This window comes from Microcystis sp. M20BS1 (genome assembly GCF_020245305.1).
GTDB classification, from domain to species: Bacteria; Cyanobacteriota; Cyanobacteriia; order Cyanobacteriales; family Microcystaceae; genus Microcystis; species Microcystis ichthyoblabe_A.
The window spans coordinates 1-19,118 of record NZ_JADBUZ010000200.1; the positions used below are offsets into that span (position 1 = coordinate 1).

The following is a 19,118-nucleotide window of genomic DNA, read 5'->3' on the forward strand; positions in this document are numbered from 1 at the left end:
AGCAAATAGGTGCAAGAATGAAAATTGTGGGAGCACAATGGAAAGCAGAGAATGTTCCTCAGTATTTGAAGCTACGTTGTGCTTATCTCAACGGCGATATTGCCTGAGTATTTTTACTCATTGCAAAACTGGGATGCTCCCAAGCTACCTAATAATAAGCTAGGTCATTTCGTTGAATTTTCTGATGAAACATGGGATCAAAAAACTATTTTTAATAAAATATTTCCCTATATTGAAATTGGCGAAATAGATATTTCCTCTGGAGAAATTAAAAATATTAGCAATATTGAGATTCAAGATGCACCAAGTAGAGCAAAAATGATCGTGAGAGGTGGAGATATTCTTATTTCTACAACTCGACCGAATAGAGGTGCAATTGTAAAAATAGATGAAGTAGAGCATCTATTTATCGCATCTACTGGCTTTTCAATTATCCGAAAGATTACTAAAAACAATATAAATAATAAATTTTTATTTCATATTCTTAGACAATCACTTTCTTTAAAACAAATGGAACAGAGGAGTAGCGGTGGGAACTATCCTGCTATTACACAAGAAGAACTAAAAAATATTCTCATTCCTAATCCATTACTTGAAATTCAAGATAAAATTGTTGCAAAAATGGATGATGCTTATGCGGCTAAAAAACAAAAAGAACTGGAAGCACAGCGATTACTAGATAGTATTGATGATTATCTGTTAGGGGAGTTGGGGATTGAGTTACCCGAACCCGAAGAAAACACTATTAAAAACCGAATTTTTATCCGTAATTTAAGCGAGGTATCAGGCGATAGGTTTGATCCTTATCCATATCAAAATAAGTTTAAATATTTAGGGAATAAATTAAAATCAATGCCTATAAGAGTCAAAAAGCTGAAAGATATTGTATCATTTTTTGATTATGGTTTAATGCCGACTCAAGACTATGCTTTTTCAGACGCAGATGGTTTACCAATGATTAGAGTTACAAACATTAAAAAAGATGGCTATATTGATATGTCAGACATTAAGTATATTAAATTTGATACCCCAAGACTTTATCAAAAATTGGTTAAGGCAAATGATATTTTAATGGTACAGTGTGGTAACACAACTGGAAAATGTGCTTTCGTAACAGAAGAATATGAAGGCTATACTTTCGGGTCTTTTTCCTTTGTGATTAGAGGCGATAGGAACTATGTTGATCAGAAATATTTATTTAATATTCTGTCTTCTATTGTTGTTCAAGAGCAACTTAACAAAAGTCTAACTATAACATCAGTAAGACCTAACACATCAAAACCTGATGTTCTAAATTTTAAAATTCCTCTGCCTCCTCTTGAAAAACAAATAGAAATTAGTGAGCATATCACGGCAATTCGTAATCAAGCCAAACAACTCCAACAACAAGCCAAAGACGACCTAGAAAAAGCTAAACAGGAAGTCGAAGCCATGATTTTAGGTGATGACTAAAAGCCTAATTTATCGGCTCTTCTAGGTTCTGTGTGATCAGTTTAACTTACAATATGATCGATCTTTGTGTCCTCTGTGTCTTTGTGGTTCGTTCCACTCCCTCGCCAACAGGACTGTATCTTAGAATCCATTTTACCCACCAAACCTAAGAGAGCCATATTTTTAATACAATCGACCGCGCCAACTTTGGGGACGGGTAAAAGCAGAGATAAAAATGCGAATAACTGCCAGCGGATCCGCGAGGGGAGATAGCCAAAATAATCCCGAAGATAGATTGACTTTTTCGCCGCGATAGTAGCTAGGAGAGACGGCCAATAAAAGGGCAAAACGAATCAATAACAGCAGCAGGTTTAAAGTCAAGACAATTTTTAAACTCAGGAAATCGTAGCCAAAAATCAAAGCTGTGAGCAGTAAAGGAGTGATAATTATCGGTAATCCCTGAGTAAGAGCTAATAAAGCTAAATCGCCCCATAATTGCCCCTGATAGGAGGCATCTTTGAGGTCAAGGGATCTGCCCCATTCGCGCCAAGTTTCCTTAAGTCCTTCGTACATCCGCACGCGAATCAACTTCGCCCCATCGAGAAATCCCACCCGATAGCCTTTCGTTGCCGCTAGACGGGCCAGGGTGACATCATCGCAAAAAGAACCTTTTGCCCCGCTATAACCGTCTAAAGCCGCTAAAACTGACCGCCGGCAGAGAAAACATTGACCATTGGCCATGACTCGTTGGGGATCTTGCCCGCGCACTCCGGCCGCATCAAAGCGATAGAGCAAAGTCATCAATAAAGCTGGCTGTAACCACCATTCTCCCGGATAGGAGAGGATAAATTGCGGCGACAGGGAAACTAAATCATAACCTTCTGCGATCGCAGCTTTAACTAAACTAGCCACTAAATTTGCTTGGGGTTGCGTATCGGCATCAATGCCCAAAATCCAGTCACTTTCAGGAGAACTAAACAAAAAACCATTGTGTAACGCCCAGGGACGACCTACCCAATCGGGGGGCAAAGGATCATCGGTTTTCAAGCGAAAGCGGGGGTCTTTTGCCGCCATCTCCTTGACTTTTTCCCGCGTACCATCTTGGGAATTGCTATCGACAATCAGAATTTCTCGCACTTCGTAACTCTGTTGACTCAATCCCTGTAAACAACCGTCAATCCTGGCCACTTCGTTTAACGTCGGCACAATCACGCTTACTGTCCCTAACATCTCCGGGGTGGGAGGTTGGGGAGTCAGGGGAGGACGACGACGCGCCCCTTTTAGCAGACGGGAAAGAAGGATAAAAAAGGCAACAGCCTGAGACAGCAGTAGCCCCAGGCAGAATGCACCGAGAATTATCTCAGTTAACAACTTATTTGGCTCCTCTCACCGAAACAAAGGGGATTTTTAGGGTTGTTACTTCGCTTGTCGGCACTGTTTGCCCGGAAGCAACAGCCTTGGCGCGATTATAGAGGAGTGTTAAAGGCAGAATACCGGTGAGTAATCCTAAGAAAATCGGCGGATAAATACCGGCACCCATACTCATGACCGTAGCAAAGCCAAAATTACCCAAATACATCACAAAAGGCAGGGTTAAATCTTGACTTGGCAGTTTCACCGGTTGCACTTGCCAAATTAAAGTGGCTACCGTCATAAAAACACAGCCCGTGCCGAACCAACCGGCAAAATTTTCGTAGGGCATCCCAAAAAAAGCCCCCGGTTGTTCCCAAATCCAGAAGGGGATGGTAGTTTGACTCATGGCCGGATCTAGGACAAAATCCCAGGAAGTTAATAATACCGCCCCGATAGCGATCGATCCTAGATTTTGTAGCCACTGGGGTATAGCAAGAGTGGATAAACCAACACGAGCGATAATATAGGCACTAAAACCGAGATAAAACCAAGATAGGGGGATAGTAAAGGGGACTAAACCCGCAATTTTGTAACCTAAGCCCGAAAGATAACGATAATGACCGAAAGGAAAGCCGGTACTGGTTCCTAATAGTTCGCTACAAAGGGATAAACTGATAGCGGGAACCATGAATCCTAACCAGTGCCACACTCCTAGAGTCCGATAGGCATAAACAGCCACGGCTGCCATTCCTAACACCATATACACCACACCCCCCCCAGCCATTGACCAAGCAAAGAAGGTTTTGCCAAAATCTGGTAAATTGACCACAAATTCGGGATGGGGCAGAACTAGCAACAATCCGGCTAGTCCAAAAGCCATCGATACAATATGACCGATGAGCAGAGCTTTTTCGATCGCAATTAGTCGTCTCATTAAATCTCTAGCGCTGCGAAAGGATAATCATTTTCAAGTTTACAAATCTTTATTAAAGGATTATTACGCAGATCGGTCACTTGCGGCAAAAAAGTTTTACGCGGGTTAGGGATTTGCCTGTATTAGTTGTTTAGGAGTCAGTAGGCAGCAGTCAGGAGGGAGGAAAATCAATTAAATGGTTTATTTAGAGATTTTATGTTACTTTATACTTAGTTTTTTCATTTTTTTCAACCCCCAAAAATTAATTATGCTAGGGGCAATGGCTAAAAATGCCTGACAATATATATTCACAATCATGTTTTTAGCCTAAAAAAAGGGCATTCTAGAGTTAAGTCCTCTTGATCACTTAGGAATTGCAGCGGTTCTTTAAGAAACTCTCTCCATCAGACTCACTATAATTAAAACGTTAGACTAGCTATGTCGGCAGAATCTAGACATCGGCGCCTGCTTGCCAATCGATACCAACTGGTCGAGTTGATCGGTAGCGGTGCCATGGGACAAGTATATCGAGCGGAAGATAAACTATTAGGTGGCGTAACCGTCGCCGTGAAATTTCTCTCGCAAACTCTCCTCAACAAAAGAATGCGTGAGCGTTTCGAGCGAGAGGCAACTATTTCGGCACTTTTAGGCGAAAAAAGTATTCATATTGTTAAAGTTCGTGATTATGGTATAGATGAAAAGGAAGTCCCCTTCTACGTCATGGAGTTTTTGCAGGGGGAAAGCATAGGAGAAATCATCAAATATCACCCGCTGCCTCTCTCGCGCTTCTTTCATCTCACCCGTCAGATTTGTTTCGGCATCGAATGCGCTCATAAGGGTATTATCTTCCAAGGCGAGATCTGTCCAATTATTCACCGGGACATCAAACCTAGCAATATTATCGTGATTCAGGACTCAGGATTAGGGGAATTGGTGAAAATTCTCGATTTTGGCATCGCTAAACTCATCCAGTCGGGAGAATCCCAAACCCAATCGTTTATGGGAACCCTAGCCTATTGTTCCCCAGAACAGATGGAAGGTAAAGAACTCGATCATCGTTCCGATATCTACAGTTTTGGGATCGTGATGTATGAGATGCTCACGGGAAAAACGCCCTTTTTTCCCGATAATTCCTCCTTTGGCAGTTGGTATGAGGTTCACCACCACGCTAAACCCCGTCCCTTTAATCCTAGCTTGCAATTACCGCCAGAATTAGAACAGTTAATCCTGCGCTGTTTAGCCAAAGCACCCAGCGATCGACCGCAAAGTATTACAGATATACTACAACTTCTCGAACGACTCGAACCCCTAGTCAAAAATAATCAACCGAATAAATTGCATCGTATCGGTGAAATAGTCAAAAAAATCGACGATTACACCACCAAAACTAAAACCCTTGAAGATTTAGATCGAACCGATCTTGCTCTCGCGAATACCAAGGATATCTGTCTCAAATCCATTTGGCCCGAGGATAAACCGCGCCAAAAAATCGTCTTCCCACGCTGTATCAAGGCTGCCGACGGCGTTTTTGCCAGTTTATGGGTAATGTTGGATCGAGAAGATATCCCCGTCCGGGTTGCTAGTGTCCGTTATAATCAATTCCTCTTCTTACCCACACCCCACCCGATGATTCTCTGGATTACTGTCCTCTATCATCGTCAACAGGGACCCCGCTGGTTGCCCTGTTATTTGGACTTAAAAACCCCCCAGGGTCAAAAAATGACCAAAACCCTTGGCGAAACTGGTCAATACTGGATTTTATTTTTCTCCCTCGAAGGTGGCCCAATCTGTGAAAATGTGATCACCGCTAATATTCCCGCCAATCAATGCCAAATTTTGCAGCAATGGGTGAGAGATAGTCAATTAGCTCCAGTGGGCAGCCCGCAAATTAGCAAGCAGACGTTAAAACAGAAACTGGAGGAACTTAAACCCAAAATTCTGGCCAAATTAGAGTCGGAATTAGCCCAAGGCATACCAATTTAACTTTCTAAAAAATCAAATCGGGGGGGTATTAACTAACCCCCCCTTTTATCTATACTACTCACCCAGATTACAGAGGTCGATAGACACGGTAATCAATATTGGGGAAAATATTATCGATTTCCTCGACTTTTTCCAGCCAACCAGAGTCAATCTTCTCGGATTTCACATCTTCATAGATTTTATTTAACCGCAGCAGATGGGAACGAGTGCGCCGGACAGCATAGGGAACCATGGTACCGGTTCGCATAATAAAAGCCCAGTCAGAAGATTGCGCTAATAATAACTCCCGGGCCGCCTGATTTAAAGCCCGTTCCTGCAATTCATCCTCCGCTTCATGATGACTTAATTCAATCATCCGTTCCGTGCCTTTGTGCAGGTGAGGATAGATCCAAGCGTTGGTTTCATTTAGCCAGTATTCGTGAAAACCCTTATAACCCCAACTGGATTGGGAAGGACGACAGACCTGCTGATGGGGGTTAGACCGGAGATAATCCGCTAAATGGGTCATTTGGTAGATATTTTGGTCATACCAGGACTTGCGGAACAGAAAATCAATAAACCAGGGTCCCTCATACCACCAGTGACCAAATAACTCGGCATCGTAGGGAGAAACAACCAGGGGAGGACGGCCCATAATTCCCGCTAAACTCTCCACTTGTCGCTCGCGATTATACATAAAATTGCCCGCGTGTTCGGCGGCTTTTTCTTTGGCCCAGTAGGGGTCATAAAGCCCTTTTTCCGATAAACCACCGTCCCGGCTAGTAATTTTGTGGTATTTAATGCCTATATTCTTGCGTTGACCGTTGGGCATGATATAGGGCTTAATATACTCGTATTCCGCTTCCCAGCCCAAATCTTTATAGAATTCCCGATAAACTATATCCCCCGGATAACCGACTTGGGAAGACCAAACCTGTTGGGAAGATTCGTGGTCACGACCGAAAGCGGCCACCCCGGTTTCTGTGAAAATGGGCGCGTAACTGCCGTAACGGGGGCGCGGACGACCGTAGAGAATACCGTGGCCATCGACGAGGAAGTAACGAATGCCCGCATCGGCTAACATTCTTTCTACCCCTTCATAGTAGGCACATTCTGGCAACCAAATGCCCTTGGGACGACGACCGAAATTTTCTTCGTAGTGTTGACAGGCCACCTCAATTTGCGCCCACACCGCTTGGGGGTACATTTTCATCAGGGGCATATAACCATGGGTCGCACCACAGGTGATAATTTCTAGGTTATTACTGTCGAGGAATTGTTTAAAGGCTTTGACCAGATCTCCATCGTATTTTTCCCAAGTTTGTCGGATACTTTGGAAGGATTCAGCGTAATATTCGGCTAAGTAGCGAATATGACCATTATGTTGATTATGGTCGATTTCTTTAGCAATTAATTCTTCTAACTTACCTAAGTGTTCTTCATAACGCTCTTGCAGTAACGGATCCCGCAGCATCGACACCAAAGGCGGAGTCATGCTCATGGTCATTTTAAAATCGATACCATCCCGATTGAGACCTTCAAAAACTTGCAGGAGAGGGATGTAGGTTTCTGTGATTGCTTCGTATAACCATTCTTCTTCGAGGACGTAATCGCTTTCGGGATGGCGGACGAAAGGGAGATGCGCGTGGAGAACTAGGGCAACATAGCCAAAAGCCATAGGATTTCTTCTTAGAATTAAGGAATAAAACTTTAAGATTAGGTTGAGTAGATTTTATACTATCTTAAGCTTCTACAATAAAGAATATGATAAAAGTCGATCGACGATCGATCGATCCCGTTAATCCCTAGGTTTACTAATTTTCCGATGCTCCCATCTAACGAGCCACTGACTGCTTTAGGAAGAGAGACGACAACGCCTCTCTCGATTCAACTTTTGCTATTTGTTGATGACCGTCCCAGTTCTCAAGAAATTATCCGTCAAATTCAGTCCTATCTCCAGTCTTTACAGTCTGATTACCCAATTGACCTACAAATCATCGAAATTCGCCAGCAACCTCATTTAGTCGAACATTTTCGCCTTGTAGCTACCCCCGCCTTGGTCAAAATTGCCCCCGGTCCCCGTCATACCCTCGCGGGCAGCAATCTGGTGGAACAGTTTAAAAAATGGTTGGTACGTTGGCAAAAAGCGATTAAAGAGGAGATTAAAAATGATCACGCTGAGGATGGACAACTTCAAGAGGTGGAACATTCGGGCGAACTCATCCGCATTGCCGATGAGGTTTTTCGTCTCAAACAGGAAAAGGAAGAATTATTAGAACAATTAAAATTTAAAGACCAAATTTTGGCTATGTTAGCCCACGATTTACGCAGTCCTCTTACCGCTGCTTCCATCGCTGTGGAAACCCTAGAATTAGCCTATCATCAACCGGATACGGAGCGCAGTCTGCAATTACGAGAACAACTGCACCAACAGGCCCGCAAACAGTTCCGGATTATGAACCGTTTGATCACAGATATTCTGCAAGCTTCTAAGAGCATGGCGGCGCAATTCACTCTCCACCAGAGTAAATTTTATCTGCAAGCTCTTTGTCAGGAAATTTTGTCTCAATTTACCGATACTTTTCAGGAAAAGACTTTAATTTTCCAAAGCGATATCCCCCAAGATCTGCCCCCCGTCTATGCTGATGAGGAGTTAATCCGACAGGTGATTATTAATCTCTTGGAGAATGGGATCAAATATACCCCCGCCGGCGGCGCAATTACCCTTTCTGTCCTCCATCGTACTACTCAAAAAGTACAAGTGAGCATCAGTGATACTGGCCCCGGCATTCCCGAAGAAAAACAAGAGCATATTTTTGAGGGTCATGTGCGTCTCAAACGGGATGAGGGTAAAGAAGGTTATGGCATCGGGTTATCGGTCTGTCGCAAGATTATTCGCGCCCACTACGGTCAAATTTGGGTGGATAGTGTCCCCGACCACGGCAGTAGTTTTCACTTCACTCTGCCAGTTTATCGCTAAAATGCGCCGCTAACCAATTATCAATGTCCCCTAAAACTAAGTCAGGGATTTCCCAGGGGAACAGATGGGCCGTTTCTGGGTAACATTTCCACTGAGACAGTTTCAGGTTTTCGGCCGTTTCTTGGCTCGAGGCACTGGTAATATGGCGATCATTTGCCCCCGCCAGAACTAAGCAGGGAATTGTGATTTTGTCAAGAGATTTTAAACAATTGTAACCTTTTTTTAAAGCCCGATTTAAAGCGCGATTAGCAGCTGGAGAAGTGCCTAAGTAGGCGGTAACAGCATCTTGAGCGAGATATTGATAGGATATCGCTTGATGTTGTGAAAAAAGGTACTGAAACAGCGAACGACGGGCAAAAGTATCAATATTCCAACGCCATCCTGGTTTAATCTGATTGAGAATTGCCGCCATCCCCGTCAAAATCAGATCTGTGGTGGTGATAGGAGGATGACTACCCCAAGGCCGTGCGGCCGACGCCACGAGAATTAAACCAGGAAAGCGATCGGGATGCCGCAATACTAATTCCAGTGCGATTATACCCCCCAAAGACCAACCGAGAATTAAACATTGCTGGATTTTTTGGCGATCGAGCAGCTCGATTAAATCCTCTAGATGTTCTTCTAGCTGAAAATCCAGGCGATAACGACTTTTACCGTAGCCGCGCAGATCCGGGGCCAGGGTTTGCCAACGTTGGCAAAAGTGATCGGTAAATACAGACATACTACCTGCCGAACCGGGATGACCGTGCAGACATAGGATCGGGTAGCCATTACCTTTGATGTTAACGTTGAGAGCGATCGACATTGATCAGTTATCAGTTATCAGTTATCAGTTACCAGTTACCAGTTATCAGATTTGAGTTTTAAGTGAGCAGTATGTAAGTACCTAAGCAAAATTAATTACACACATCTAACCCCGCTCTTGCCTCTTGCCTCTTGCCTCTTGCCTCTTGCCTATCTTCACTAGGAAATTAATTTTGCACGACTACTTATTAAGCGAGCAGTATTAAATAGCAGTTTCCTGCTGTCTTTTCACTGTTCACTGTTTACTGATCACTGATTATTGACTAGGATATATGAGCGATCGAGTCTCTGGTAAGTCATACTAGAGAATAAGAGAGAGTTGGTCTAGAGGTTGCGGGGTCATTTGATTAATGATTCCGAGGAAAGTCCGAACTCCCGAAAGACCACACTTGCTGGATAACGTCCAGTGCGCGTGAGCGTGAGGATAGTGCCACAGAAAAATACCGCCCCCTTTTTTCAGTAATCAGTAATCAGTAATCAGTAACGAAAGTAAATTCACTGATAACTAATAACTTTTCACTGATAACTTTCCACTGATAACTGATAACTGATAACTGATAACTGATTGGGGGTAAGGGTGCAAAGGTGCGGTAAGAGCGCACCAGCAGTATCGAGAGGTACTGGCTCGGTAAACCCCAGTGGGGAGCAAGGTGGAGGGACAAAGGTTGGTCTTTTTCCTGTCCCGTTTTTAGGAACCGCTTGAGGTAATTGGTAACAATTATCCCAGATAGATAACCTCTATTCCAACAAAGGTAAAAGCAATTTTACTGCTGTTGGGAAATACAGAATTCGGCTTATGTCTGACTCTCTCCTTTATCAGTTATCAGTTATCAGTATTCAGGAGTTAGTTATCAGGAGTCAGGAGTCAGTATTCAGGAGATAGGAGATTGCTTTTATTTATTCTCCCCACACCCCACACCCCACACCCTACACCCCCTTCTTCCCGCTCCCATGTCCTTAAGTGATCCGCGTCGCCAAAAACAATTAAAAACCCTAGTGGAAAAGCTGGGTTTATCAGCTGATGTCCCCGTCAGATGGGATTTATTAGATTTGGCCCTAACTCATCCCAGTGTTTCCCGTGATAAGAATTATGAACAATTGGAATTTGTAGGCGATTCTGTGGTAAGACTCGTGGCGGCGGAGGTATTGTTAGAAACCTATCCGGAGGCGCTCGTGGGAGAATTTGCTGCCCTGCGATCGATGATGGTTAGCGATCGCACTCTGGCGGAATTTGCGGATCGCTACGGTTTCGATCGTTATTTATTGGTATCAAGTAGTACGAGTATTGATCGGGCGGGGCGAATTTCTCGACTAGCAGACGCTTTTGAGGCGGTCTTGGGAGCATTATATCTTAGTACACAGACAATGATTTTAGTGCGTTCTTGGTTAGATGAACCACTGCGGGAAAAAGCGGCCGAAATCCGTCGAGATCCGGCCCGCCAGAATTATAAGGATGCCTTACAGGAGTGGACACAAGCAAAATACAAAAAACTGCCGCAATATTTAGTTAAAGAAATCAATGGTTTAGATCAAGAACGTTTTTGCGCGGAAGTGTGGTTAAATGAGCAGAAATTAGGAATGGGAACTGGCAGAAGCAAAAAAGCAGCGGAACAGGCAGCGGCGAAATCGGCTTTTCTAGAAGTGGTTAAAGGCTAAATGGGGGCATTTTTGCCTAACGAACGAATTGCCAGAGGCGAATTTTAAAATCATAATTACCACTAGCTAAATACTGCCCATCGGGACTAAAAGCTAGGGATTCCACCCAGTCGGAATTATTATCAAACCAGGCCAATTGTTTCCCCGTGGTCACATCCCATAAACGCACACCGTCATTACTAGCACTAGCGAGAATTTGTCCCTTAGGATGGAGTGCCAGGGAACGGATTCGGGCCGTATGACCGACGAGGGTAAATAATAACTGATTATTGCTCGTATCCCAGATTTTAATCGTGCGGTCTAAACTACCGGTAATTAAATTTTTACCGTCGGGAGTGTATAAAAGCTGGCTCACCGCTTGGGGATGGGCAGCAAATTTCGATAACAATTTGCCCTCGCGGATGTCCCAAAAATGTACCTCACCGTTTTCATGACCGCTGGCAAGGGTGACACCATCGGATTTCATGCCTAAGGAATAAACAAAATTACCCACCCAATTTAAACGATAGAGGGGACGGCGGGGGGGTTGCACTGTCCAGAGGCGAATTCCTTCCAAACCACCACTAATTAACGTTTTACCATCGGGAGTAACGGTAAGGGCGAGGACAGTATTACCGTGTTCGAGGGCAATTCCCAAATACTTGCCTTCCACCAGATTCCAAAAATTAATCGAACCATCTAAACCGCTACTAACTAATAATCTTTCGTTGGGACTAATGGCTAAAGCTTTGACGCTGGTTCTTTGGGCCCGAGTTTGGGAAACTTTTTGCCCTGTTTTTACGGACCAAATTCTCAGGAGAGGATCCGTATCACTACCACCAGCGAGAACTAATTGGTTATCGGGGCTGAAAATCACAGCATTAGGGGTGGATTGTTGCCCTTCTAGGGTTTTAGCGAGGGTAAGTCTGCCTAAACCTTCTACTAGGATAGTTTCTGGGGTTTTTTCGCCACTTTCAGCTGCGGGTTTAGGGGGAGCAATAGGACTTTGGGCCTGACTAAGCTGATGTTGCCCGATTGTCAGCGTGGTTAGGACACTGACCACAATTGCCCCGACAAGTTTCTCCCCACCCGTAAATCGGAATTTCATAAATTTAGTTGAATATTAACAAATGAACGGTGCTATAGATTCTAGCCTTTGAGGGGATTGATTGCCAAGCAAGGTGAAATTTTTGAGCTAAGAAGGTCGATTTTTTTCGTTTTTCAGGGTTGGTAAAGCTACTTGACCCGATTGGGGCGGTAAATAGTATCTTGCGACTTCTTCTTTGTTGATTGCCTTGCTTTTTTGGCTCTGTTGCCACTTGGCGAATATAGCGATCGCCATAATCGTTGCCCCTAAAGACAGCAGTGTCCATCTTTGTCCTAGAACCCCGATGATGACATCTACTGCCGCTGCGGTAAAGATAAAGCTAGTTATTGGTTCTTGACGGTAAGCTTTCTTGAGAAAACGCGGCCAGAGGAGATTACTCATTTTATCTATTATTTCTACGGTTTCGATAATTCCAGCTTATCCTATCATCCTGAAAAATGTTGTCGATATAACCTCAAGAGAGCCAAATAATTAGAGAAAAAGTCTTTTATTCAGGCAACTAGAATATGTTGACATAATTTATGTTCTAACTCTCGTTCCTGTTTTTCTAGGGTAATAATCGCCTGTTTGATAATACTTTTAACATCCATCCCCTGGTCGGATTGTTTTAACCATTGTTGTGCGGTGTTACCTTCACGGAGGATTTTTTGTAGGGGAGAGAGGAAACAACTAAAACCCTTTTCTTTAGCAACGGGATAAACTTGAACATAGAGGTCTTTAATCCAATCCCTAGCTAAGATTTCCCGGCCATCGTACCAATGTCTCAGGGTGGCATCAAGACTAAAACGTGCGGCAGCCTGTTCGTTTTCTTGGGTTAAAGTTAATAAATCCTCGCTGCGATTGCTACTGGGTAATTGACTTAAAATTAAGGGGTCTAATTGGGGATCTTGTAAAAGTTGAGTTAAACGGGCCTCTAAAAAAGCCATAACTGCTAATAAACTAATAGGATCAGCAATCAGGTCACAAATTCGCAATTCTAGACGATTGAGATTATAGGGACGATTGCTACCGTTAGGACGTACCGAAACCCAGAGATGACGAACATTCTGCATCGTACCGAGTTTTAATTGTTCCTCGGTCCAAGTGACAAAATGTTTATGACTTTCAAAGAGGGGAACATAAGCGGGAGTTTGGGGGAAAACTTGCCAACGACGGGAATGGGAACCGGTGATTTTACCGTCGAGAAAGGGAGAGGAAGCACTTAAAGCCAAGTATAAAGGAGCTTCTAGGCGAATTAAGCGACAGGCACGCATTAAATCCTCATAATCGCTAATACCGACGTTAATATGAATACTGGCCGTGACTACATTAGTGCCGTAGGTCTGTTCGATATAGTCATGATAGGGATTGTGGGGGTCACTGCGATAAAAATATTGACTATCGCCCAAGGAGAGGGTACTGCCGGGGATGAGGGTATAATCGCCTAAACGACGCAAATATTGCCGTAGAGCTAGACGAGGTTTTAAAGTAGCGCATAAAAGACGGTCATAGTTAGTCATGGGAGCCGTAGTATATTCTACGTTACGACTATCCGGTTCCCGGACAAAACCATCTAAATCCTTGACAATGCGATCGGATAAACCGATAATTTCTCCGGCTGCTGTTCCGGTGTACATTTCCACTTCAAAACCTTTACTTAGGAGCATCGTCAATTCACCCTGCTGTGTCTATTTTGTAGTGTGACATTATTTTGACTGTAAATGACGTTCAATCAGCAGAATCGCCACTATATCATCAATGGGGCGATCGGGAAGACGCATACCTTGGGGGATGAGTTTCTGTAATCCTTTGGGGGGAAACATCAGCCAATAGCGATCGCGAGCTTCTAGGGTACTATTGCGTTCATCTACTAGAGTAATCGGGATGGTGACACGAGCGGCAATTTTTTCGCGCCAACTTTTTGAGGTGGTTTGATTCCCCATCACCAATAATTCGATCGGATATTGTTGACAGAGACTGGCTAAACGCTCGATCGCTTGTGACGATGATATCACCTCATGGGTATAAATTTTCCCCGTCGATGACCTGACGGCGATCCCACATTTATCCTTACCCGGATCAAAACCGAGAATACACATAGTTTTTATCTTCTGCAGCAGTGGTCGGTTTTATTAAATCACTAAATTAGCGGGGGTGTGGGAAGTGGGGATAATAAATAAAAATAGTCTCGGAGTCTTCTTAATACTGTCTCCTGACAAATATGATAATGCTCAACGGATTTAGTCTCGGTGAAAATTTAACGGGAGAGATAGCGGCTTTGAGTGCGGCGGCGCTTTGGGCGGTTTCTGCGGCGATTTATAGCCTATTAGGCCAGAAAATCCCGCCTTTATTGCTTAATTTTCTGAAAGGAGTAGTCGCGATCGCTTTAATTGCCCTGACGCTGCCCCTTTCCGGACAATGGCACGATGTTAATCAACAAAGTTCGGTATTTATACTCTTGACAAGTGGCGCAATTGGTATAGGAATCGGTGACACGGCCTATTTTACCGCCCTTAATTATTTGGGACCGCGAAAAACCCTCCTGTTAGAAACCCTTTCGCCTCCGTTGGGGGCGATTCTAGCGGCGACTTTTTTGGGGGAATCCCTGAAAATATCGGCTTATATTGGCATTATTTTGACCATCTTCGGGGTTGCTTGGGTTATTTCCGAAAAAACTCCCGAAATCAATAGTCAACGCCCCTGGCGGCAAGGAATTGCCTGGGCTTTAATTGCGGCGATTTCCCAAGCGGTGGGGGCGGTTTTATCTCGTCAGGCACTGGTGCAGTCGGGAATGTCTTCTTTGCAGAGTGCCCTGTTTCGTCTGTTAGCGGGGACGGGAATAGTGTTAATTCTGATGTTTTTTCGCCGTCAGGAATCATCACCACCGATTAACTGGTCATTGCGTCTGATTGCTATTATTATTGTCACTGCTTTCGGCAGTACGTTTTTAGGCATTTGGTTACAGCAAACTGCTTTAAAATTCTCTCCTGTGGGTATTGCCCAAACTCTCACCGCTACCAGTCCTTTATTTGTCCTGCCGATCGCAGCCATGATGGGGGATCGGATTAACTTGCGGGCGATTTTCGGAGTGACAATTGCTTTGCTAGGAATTGGGATTTTGTTTCAATAAGTAGTTTATTCATCGGTTTGTAGTCTTGTTTTAGCAATAATACGGGTTTTCTTTAAATCCCCCTCGCTCAATTCTTCTCCCACCTGTAAACGGGTGGCATTAGTTTGGAGGACAGTGGCGGCATTTTTCTCTCCCAATTGTAGGGCCGTTTTGGCTGCGGTTTGTAGCATGGTGGCGGCGGCTGCTCGATCGCCCTGTTTTAATTTTTCTTCGGCGATTTGGGTTTGACGATATTTGGCTAAAGTCAGAATTGATTTCTGAACTTGATCGTTTAATTGGGATTGATAGAGAGCTTGGGAGGTGATATCAAGGCTAAAAGTCGCAGTTTCTAGCCCTTTTTGACCGGAAGCGGGATCATCGTAGCGAATCTTCACCTTAGCTATGGTGTGAGTACCGGGGGGAATTTGGTCAATATAGAGATTGAGGAGGAGAATTTTTTCTTCATCTATCATTAAATCCCCCAAACGGGTGATGTAAAAATTGCCCTCTTTTTGTAAGCTCATTTCTATAGTTTCTGGAGCAACTTGGGCAATGGGTTTTAAGTCGGCTAAATGAGTCCGAGCATCTAATTCTAATTGCAGGAAAGCGTTAGTTAACCGCACAGATTGCAGACGGTTAAACAGACGAGTAAATTCAATTAAAGCCTGTTCGGGTCTTTCGATATAGGATAAACTTCCGCCGGCGATATCGGCAATTTTTTCTAGGATATCTTGATTCCAATGATCGCCAAAACCGAAGGTATTTAAGGTGATACCGTACTCAGCTGCTACTGCGGCTAATTTTAAACAGCGTTGATTATCTCCGTGTTCATTTTCACCATCGGTAAGCAGAAAAATATGAGATACATAACCTTTGCTGCCGCTGGAACTTTCTTGAATGCCTAATTTTATCCCTTCATCGATCGCCGTACCTCCTCCCGCTCGTAATTGTTGAATTTTTGAGCGAATTAAGGTCAGATCATCCTGTCGCGATTGGGAGGGAAGAATAACTTTAGCGCGATGATCGAAAGCTATCACCGAGAGACGATCATTAACTCCGAGGGATTCTATTAAACTTAAAGCCGCTTTTTTGACCGTTTCTAGGGGTTTTCCCTGCATAGAACCGCTATGATCGAGAACTAAACAAAGATTAATCGGTAAATTTGTGTCAATCTGTTCACTGGTGGCGGCGATCGATAGCATCAGTTGACGTTGACTGCTGCTTTGATTAGCATCGATATTACTGTCACTCAAGGCCGATTTTAGAGTTACCCGCATAAGAGTTTTTAATCGTGGTCGTTGATATTTATATTCTAATGAGTATAGTTAGATTTGTGCTTATTTTACCGTCTGGCATCGAGTTAGACAAGTTGGAAACTGGGTGCATCTCATTTTTGTCAATCTACATTGATCTTAAAAATTAGGAATTACCCAAAAAAAGAGCCTAAATCAATCAATAAGTCCTTAACAAAAATAAAAAAGGAATAAATACGACTCTCTTATTCTTTGTGTGATAAGTTTAACTTATATAGGAGCGACCGATCTTTGTGTCCTTTGTGTCTTTGTGGTTCGTGCCACTCGCTCGCCAGCAGAATTATATCTCAAGAATACATTTTACCCACCAAACCCAAGAGAGCCTAAATACTAATATGGAACTTTTGCCCCCTGACAGTCCCCTTTTTGTTAACCACAAAGACAGGAAGTTAGGATTTTAACTAAGGGAGAGAAGGAAGGTGAGGGGAACCATTCAACAAAGCGGCGATCGCTTGTTCTAAAGCTAGGGAAATATGGGTCCAATGGGTTCCCCCCTGACAAAAAACGATATAGGGTTCCCGTAGGGGTCCATCGGCGGAGAATTCCGAGGTGCTACCATCGATAAACGTGCCACCAGCCATCACTACTTGGCTCTCATAGCCCGGCATTTGGGCAGGAATGGGATCCAAGTAGGAACCGATGGGAGAATAGGCTTGAATGGCTTTACAGAAGGCAATCAGCTTATCGGGGGAACCGAGTTTAATCGCTTGAATAATATCGCGTCGAGGCACAAAAGGGGCAGGATTGACCGGATAACCCAACTTATCGCCCACATAGGCGATTAAATGACTGCCTTTCATCGCTTCTCCCACCATTTGCGGCGCTAGAAACAATCCCTGATAAAGGAGACGATTTTGGTCAAAAGTTGCCCCTCCCTCGCTACCGATCCCCGGTGCTGTCAGACGATAGCAGGCCATTTCCACTAATTCCGCTTTACCTGCTATGTATCCCCCGGCCGTGACAATTGTACCTCCGGGGTTTTTAATTAGAGAACCGGCCATCAGATCTGCCCCCACGTCGGTGGGTTCTTGGGTGTTGATAAATTCCCCATAGCAATTATCGACAAAACAGACCGTATTCGGATTTTGTTGTTTAACTATACGGACAATTCTCTCGATTTCGTCAATAGACAAACTCGATCGCCAGGAATAACCGCAGGATCTTTGAATATGCACTAAACGGGTTTGGGGTTTCACTGCTGTTGCCAAAGCCAACCAATCGATCGCACCGGTAGAATCTAGCTCTAATTGCCGATAACTAACGCCAAAATCCTTTAAAGAGCCTTGACCACTGCCCCTAATTCCAATTACTTCCTCTAGGGTATCGTAGGGCGCACCGGCTACCGCTAACATCTCATCCCCAGGTCGGAGAACCCCATACAAGGCACAGGCGATCGCATGGGTTCCTGAAACAAATTGTACTCGCACCGCTGCCTTTTCGGCCCCCAGGGCTTGGGCGAACACTTGATCTAAAGTATCCCGTCCCAAGTCATCATGACCATAACCACTAACACTAGCAAAATGATGCACCCCGACGCGGTTTTCACGGAAAGCAGCGAGGACTTTACGGAGATTTTCCTTGACCTGTGCGTCAATTTCCGAAAAGATGGGGAGAAGGGACTTTTCTGCCCTGTGGAGTAGAGAGGGGATATCCATCAAACAATAGATTCTGATCTGTATTGCATTTACCTTAAATGTCGGCTTGAAGAAACTCTCGGTTTTACCTCGGAGATGAAAAGCCGACCAATATAGAACAGCACTTCGACAGGCTCAGTGTCCACATTTCGACACATTTCGACACATTTCGACACATTTCGACAGGCTCAATGTCAAGGCTCAATGTCAAGGCTCAATGTCAAGGCTCAGTGACACGAAGCACAACTCTAAACAGTTGTGTTAAAATCTAAGAGTCAACAGGTTGAAATGCCGCTCACATCGTGGAAATCCCGTTGCAATAGTACGGCACTTTTGAGGAGAAAAAAGAAGACAAGAGCCACCCGAAAACTCTTAAAACAGGGGAGTAAGTCTTTTCCAAGACTGAAATAAACTAAAAACATTTTGCCGTAAGGCAGATAGGGTAGGGCATACCCGGATATTGGTTGAAAGACCAAAACGCTTGGAGAGCTATCCACAAGTGGACAACTAGATAACAAGTGATATTCTAGTAGGTTCGGATAGGACATAATCGTGTAAGACGTGAGTAGGGGAAACCAGAAAGCGCAGTGATTAGCTCAAGAATCCCTCGCCTGAGCGCTTCGGGGATTGTCAACAAGCCTACTGATCATACAACGCCAATCCTTCCCTTAAAACAGCTCCCAAGGTTGACCCTAGTAATGATTAGAGCGGCCCGCCGGGGGGAGGTGCGGCTCCCTGTGGTGGGGCCCCGGGTATGGTTGATTCATTTAAATTAAGTATAGCTGATTTTGAGTCAATAAATTTGATCGAGGATTCTCAAGTTTATCTTTTTCTAATCAGAAGAGTTAGTCATAATAACTAATCTTTAATCTTCTGCCAATATTTATTATGAATAGA

Annotated in this window: 16 protein-coding genes and 1 other RNA gene; 6 read left to right on the forward strand and 11 right to left on the reverse strand. The window is 44.0% G+C overall.

Going from position 1 to position 19,118, the window contains the following annotated elements:
• Positions 1 to 78 precede the first annotated feature (78 nt).
• Complete coding sequence (locus tag IM507_RS19390; protein WP_081330802.1) at positions 79 to 1,452, forward strand: restriction endonuclease subunit S; 1,374 nt, start codon at positions 79 to 81, stop codon at positions 1,450 to 1,452.
• A gap of 162 nt (positions 1,453 to 1,614) precedes the next feature.
• On the opposite strand, the gene cruG is transcribed toward IM507_RS19390, so the two are convergent.
• A complete protein-coding gene (gene cruG, locus IM507_RS19395) occupies positions 1,615 to 2,802 on the reverse strand; it encodes a 2'-O-glycosyltransferase CruG (protein ID WP_002732038.1) in 1,188 nt (395 codons plus the stop codon).
• A 1-nt stretch (position 2,803) separates the two neighbouring features.
• Positions 2,804 to 3,718, reverse strand: a complete 915-nt coding sequence (gene cruF, locus IM507_RS19400) for a gamma-carotene 1'-hydroxylase CruF (RefSeq protein ID WP_002732974.1) — start codon at positions 3,716 to 3,718, stop codon at positions 2,804 to 2,806.
• 417 nt (positions 3,719 to 4,135) lie between these two features.
• Here cruF and IM507_RS19405 point away from each other — a divergent pair, with 417 nt between their 5' ends.
• Positions 4,136 to 5,680, forward strand: a complete 1,545-nt coding sequence (locus IM507_RS19405; protein WP_123230057.1) for a serine/threonine protein kinase — start codon at positions 4,136 to 4,138, stop codon at positions 5,678 to 5,680.
• 67 nt (positions 5,681 to 5,747) lie between these two features.
• Here the strand turns inward: IM507_RS19405 and IM507_RS19410 are convergent, their stop codons facing one another.
• On the reverse strand, positions 5,748 to 7,337 hold the full coding sequence (locus IM507_RS19410; RefSeq protein WP_002732339.1) for a glycoside hydrolase family 57 protein: 1,590 nt from the start codon (positions 7,335 to 7,337) through the stop codon (positions 5,748 to 5,750).
• Between the two features lie 147 nt (positions 7,338 to 7,484).
• On the opposite strand from IM507_RS19410, the gene IM507_RS19415 reads away from it, so the two are divergent.
• Complete coding sequence (locus IM507_RS19415) at positions 7,485 to 8,639, forward strand: histidine kinase (RefSeq protein WP_002732648.1); 1,155 nt, start codon at positions 7,485 to 7,487, stop codon at positions 8,637 to 8,639.
• Here IM507_RS19415 and IM507_RS19420 read toward each other — a convergent pair.
• Positions 8,617 to 9,444, reverse strand: a complete 828-nt coding sequence (locus IM507_RS19420) for an alpha/beta fold hydrolase (RefSeq protein WP_123230058.1) — start codon at positions 9,442 to 9,444, stop codon at positions 8,617 to 8,619. The two genes, IM507_RS19415 and IM507_RS19420, sit on opposite strands and share 23 nt — an antisense overlap.
• Positions 9,445 to 9,758: 314 nt before the next feature.
• Between IM507_RS19420 and rnpB the strand changes: the two genes are divergently transcribed.
• An RNA gene (rnpB, locus tag IM507_RS19425) (RNase P RNA component class A) lies at positions 9,759 to 10,255 on the forward strand.
• Positions 10,256 to 10,394: 139 nt separating this feature from the next.
• Positions 10,395 to 11,099: a ribonuclease III gene (rnc, locus tag IM507_RS19430; protein WP_002733260.1), complete on the forward strand. Its 705-nt coding sequence runs from the start codon at positions 10,395 to 10,397 to the stop codon at positions 11,097 to 11,099.
• A gap of 16 nt (positions 11,100 to 11,115) precedes the next feature.
• On the opposite strand, the gene IM507_RS19435 is transcribed toward rnc, so the two are convergent.
• The 4 genes from IM507_RS19435 to IM507_RS19450 form a co-directional block, all read right to left on the reverse strand.
• Entirely contained in the window at positions 11,116 to 12,186 is a 1,071-nt protein-coding gene (locus tag IM507_RS19435; RefSeq protein WP_287637559.1) for a WD40 repeat domain-containing protein, read from the reverse strand.
• Between the two features lie 87 nt (positions 12,187 to 12,273).
• On the reverse strand, positions 12,274 to 12,567 hold the full coding sequence (locus IM507_RS19440) for a hypothetical protein (protein ID WP_002748585.1): 294 nt from the start codon (positions 12,565 to 12,567) through the stop codon (positions 12,274 to 12,276).
• Between the two features lie 110 nt (positions 12,568 to 12,677).
• A complete protein-coding gene (gene gshA / locus IM507_RS19445; RefSeq protein ID WP_002734240.1) occupies positions 12,678 to 13,832 on the reverse strand; it encodes a glutamate--cysteine ligase in 1,155 nt (384 codons plus the stop codon).
• A 39-nt stretch (positions 13,833 to 13,871) separates the two neighbouring features.
• Complete coding sequence (locus IM507_RS19450) at positions 13,872 to 14,264, reverse strand: pre-16S rRNA-processing nuclease YqgF (RefSeq protein ID WP_287637560.1); 393 nt, start codon at positions 14,262 to 14,264, stop codon at positions 13,872 to 13,874.
• A gap of 128 nt (positions 14,265 to 14,392) precedes the next feature.
• Here IM507_RS19450 and IM507_RS19455 point away from each other — a divergent pair, with 128 nt between their 5' ends.
• The gene (locus tag IM507_RS19455; RefSeq protein ID WP_130757263.1) at positions 14,393 to 15,295 is read left to right on the forward strand and encodes a DMT family transporter; all 903 of its coding nucleotides are present in this window, start codon (positions 14,393 to 14,395) and stop codon (positions 15,293 to 15,295) included.
• Between the two features lie 5 nt (positions 15,296 to 15,300).
• Here the strand turns inward: IM507_RS19455 and IM507_RS19460 are convergent, their stop codons facing one another.
• The 3 genes from IM507_RS19460 to IM507_RS19470 all read right to left on the reverse strand — a co-directional run bounded on the left by IM507_RS19460 (position 15,301) and on the right by IM507_RS19470 (position 18,769).
• Positions 15,301 to 16,551 carry a vWA domain-containing protein gene (locus IM507_RS19460; RefSeq protein ID WP_002732528.1) on the reverse strand — a complete coding sequence of 417 codons (1,251 nt, stop codon included), beginning with the start codon at positions 16,549 to 16,551 and terminating at the stop codon, positions 15,301 to 15,303.
• Between the two features lie 437 nt (positions 16,552 to 16,988).
• On the reverse strand, positions 16,989 to 18,242 hold the full coding sequence (locus tag IM507_RS19465; protein ID WP_123230059.1) for a methionine gamma-lyase family protein: 1,254 nt from the start codon (positions 18,240 to 18,242) through the stop codon (positions 16,989 to 16,991).
• A 254-nt stretch (positions 18,243 to 18,496) separates the two neighbouring features.
• Positions 18,497 to 18,769 carry a hypothetical protein gene (locus IM507_RS19470; RefSeq protein ID WP_176721705.1) on the reverse strand — a complete coding sequence of 91 codons (273 nt, stop codon included), beginning with the start codon at positions 18,767 to 18,769 and terminating at the stop codon, positions 18,497 to 18,499.
• Positions 18,770 to 19,118 lie beyond the last annotated feature (349 nt).